Genomic DNA, 3,166 nt, shown 5'->3' on the forward strand with positions numbered 1-3,166 from the left:
TGGCCGACGCCGCGGCCCGGGCCGCCCTCGCGGGAACCGTGCTCACCCGGGGCCTCCGGCCGGGCGGGCCGGTGCCGGCCTGGCTGGCGGCGCTCACCGGCGAGCGCCGCGAGTTCACCGTCGACCCGGCCGGGCTGGACACCCTCCGCGCCGAGCTGGACGCCTGGCAGCGCGACGCCGCCGGCGGCCCGGTCCGGGCCAGCTTCCGCCTGGTCGAGCCGGACCCCGACGAGGTCACCGAGCCGCTGCTGGTGGTGCCGGCCGACCCCGCTGCCGTGGTGGCCGAGGAAGGCCGGTGGCGGGTGCAGTTCGGTCTGCAACCGGCCGACGAGCCGGGGCTGCTGGTCGAGGCGGGCCACGTGTGGCGCTCGCCGGGCAACCTGCCGGCGCTCGGCGCCGTGGACGACCCGCAGGAGACCCTGCTCGCCGAGCTGGGTCGGGCCAGCCGGCTCTGGCCGGAGCTGGACGACGCGCTGCGGACCGCCACGCCGGAGGGGATGGAGCTGGACGCGGAGGGGGCGCACCGCTTCCTGCGGGAGGGTGCCCCGGTGCTGCACGCGGCCGGCTTCGGGGTGCTGCTGCCGTCCTGGTGGCGGCGGCCGTCGACGCGGCTGGGCGCCCGCCTGCGGGCCCGGAGCCGGACCGCCCCGGGCACGGTCGCCGCCGCCTCCGCCGGGCTGGGGCTGGACGCGCTGGTCGACTGCCGGTGGGAGGTCGCCCTCGGCGACCAGCCGCTGACGGCCGAGGAGCTGGCCGCCCTGGCCGAGCTGAAGTCCCCACTGGTCCGGCTGCGTGGGCGCTGGGTGGAGCTGGACCCGAAGCGACTTGCCGCCGGCCTCAAGCTGCTCCGCTCGGCCGGCGAGCTGACCGTCGCCGACCTGCTCCGGCTGGGCCTCGCCGAGACCGACCGGCCGGACGAGCTGCCGGTGCTGGAGGTCAGCGCCGACGGCGCGCTCGGCGAGCTGCTCGCCGGGGCCGCGGAACGGCGGCTCACCCCGGCCGACCCCCCGCCCGGCTTCCACGGCACGCTGCGGCCGTACCAGCGGCGGGGACTGGCCTGGCTGGCCTTCCTCCAGTCGCTCGGGCTGGGCGGGATCCTCGCCGACGACATGGGGCTGGGCAAGACGGTGCAGCTGCTCGCCCTGCTGGCCGGGGACCCGCCGGAGGCCGGACCGACCCTGCTGGTCTGTCCGATGTCGCTGGTCGGCAACTGGCAGCGGGAGGCGGCCCGGTTCACGCCCGGGTTGCGCGTACACGTGCATCACGGGGCCGAGCGGGCGCGCGGGGCGGAGTTCCGGACGGCCGTGCACGACGCGGACCTGGTGCTCACCACCTACTCCGTGGCCGCGCGGGACGCGTTCGCGCTGGCCGGCATCGACTGGCACCGGGTGGTGGTGGACGAGGCGCAGGCGATCAAGAACGCCTCGACCCGGCAGGCCGAGGCCGTCCGGTCGCTGCCCGCGCGGCACCGGGTCGCGGTCACCGGTACGCCGGTGGAGAACCGGCTGGCCGACCTCTGGTCGATCATGCAGTTCGCGAACCCCGGGCTGCTCGGCCCGGCCGCCACCTTCCGGAAGAAGTTCGCCGAGCCGATCGAGCGGCACGGCGACGACGAGGTGGCCGGGCGGCTGCGCCGGATCACCGGCCCGTTCGTGCTGCGCCGGCTCAAGACCGACTCGTCGATCATCTCCGACCTGCCGGAGAAGCTGGAGATGGAGGTGCTCTGCAACCTCACCGCCGAGCAGGCCGCGCTCTACCGCGCGGTGGTCGACGACATGATGGCGAAGATCGAGTCCAGCGACGGGATGGAGCGCCGGGGGCTGGTGCTGGCCACCATGACCCGGCTCAAGCAGGTCTGCAACCACCCGGCGCAGCTGCTGCGCGACGGCTCGCCGCTGCCCGGCCGCTCCGGCAAGCTGGAGCGGCTGGAGGAGATCGTCGACGAGGTCCTCGCGGCGGGGGAGAAGGCCCTGCTCTTCACCCAGTACGCCGAGTTCGGCGGCATGCTGCGCGGGCACCTGTCGGCCCGGGCCGGCCGGGAGGTGCTCTTCCTGCACGGCGGCGTCGGCAAGGCCGACCGGGACGCGATGGTCACCCGGTTCCAGTCGTCCGACGGACCGCCGCTGTTCGTCCTGTCGCTCAAGGCCGGCGGCACCGGGCTCACCCTCACCGCGGCGAACCACGTGGTGCACGTCGACCGCTGGTGGAACCCGGCCGTCGAGGACCAGGCCACCGACCGGGCGTTCCGGATCGGCCAGCGCCGCCGCGTACAGGTCCGCAAGTTCGTCTCCGCGGGCACCGTGGAGGAGAAGGTGGCCGCCATGATCGCCGACAAGCGGAGCCTGGCGGGACGGGTGGTGGGCAGCGGCGAGCAGTGGGTCACCGAGCTCTCCACCGGGGCGCTGCGCGAGCTTTTCGCCCTCGAGTCCGGGGCGGTGGTGGAGTGACCACTCCGGAGGGGAACGCGGGCGGGCGGTTCGCCGAGTTCGGGCCGCCGCGCCGGGTGGAGGGTGGGCTGCGGGCGCGCAGCACCCGGGGCGCGATCGGACAGTCCTGGTGGTCCCGGCGGTTCCTGGAGGTGCTGGAGTCGTTCGCCCTCGGCACCCGGCTCACCCGAGGGCGAGCGTACGCGCGCCGCGGTCAGGTGCTCCGGCTGGACATCGCCCCGGGGCTGGTCACCGCCGCCGTGCAGGGCTCCCGGCCCGACCCGTACCCGGTGCGGATCGAGCTGGCGGCCCACCCGGCCGAGGTGTGGGCCCGCATCGAGGCGGAACTGGCCGGGCAGGCGTTCTTCAGCGCCCGGCTGCTCGCCGGCGACCTCCCGGCCGAGCTGGAGGAGCTGTTCGCCGCGGCGGGCGCGCCACTCTTCCCGTCCATCGTGGACGAGCTGACCCAACGCTGCGGCTGCCCCGACTTCGCGGTGCCGTGCAAGCACCTCGCGGCCACCTTCTATCTGCTCGCCGAGGCGTTCGACGCCGACCCGTTCCAACTGCTGCACTGGCGGGGCCGCAGCCGCGAAGAGCTGCTCGACCGGCTGCGTACGCTGCGCGCCGCCGCCGGCGCGACCGCCACCTCGGAGCCGGTGACCGGTGGGGCCGACGTGGCCATGGCGCGGTCCGGTCCGGCTCGCGGCGACGGGCCGGCGACGGGCGGGTCCACCCCGACG

Annotated in this window: 2 protein-coding genes; both read left to right on the forward strand. The window is 75.9% G+C overall.

The genetic code is table 11. From position 1 onward, the window contains the following. Window positions 1-2,447, forward strand: a 2,447-nt coding sequence (locus JNW87_RS36580) for a DEAD/DEAH box helicase (protein ID WP_238455289.1), incomplete at its 5' end; no start/stop codon positions are given. Beyond that, window positions 2,444-3,166, forward strand: a 723-nt coding sequence (locus JNW87_RS36585) for an SWIM zinc finger family protein (protein WP_238455290.1), incomplete at its 3' end; no start/stop codon positions are given. The genes JNW87_RS36580 and JNW87_RS36585, both read left to right, overlap by 4 nt.

Source organism: Micromonospora sp. ATA51 (assembly GCF_016802855.1).
GTDB classification, from domain to species: domain Bacteria; phylum Actinomycetota; class Actinomycetes; order Mycobacteriales; family Micromonosporaceae; genus Micromonospora; species Micromonospora sicca.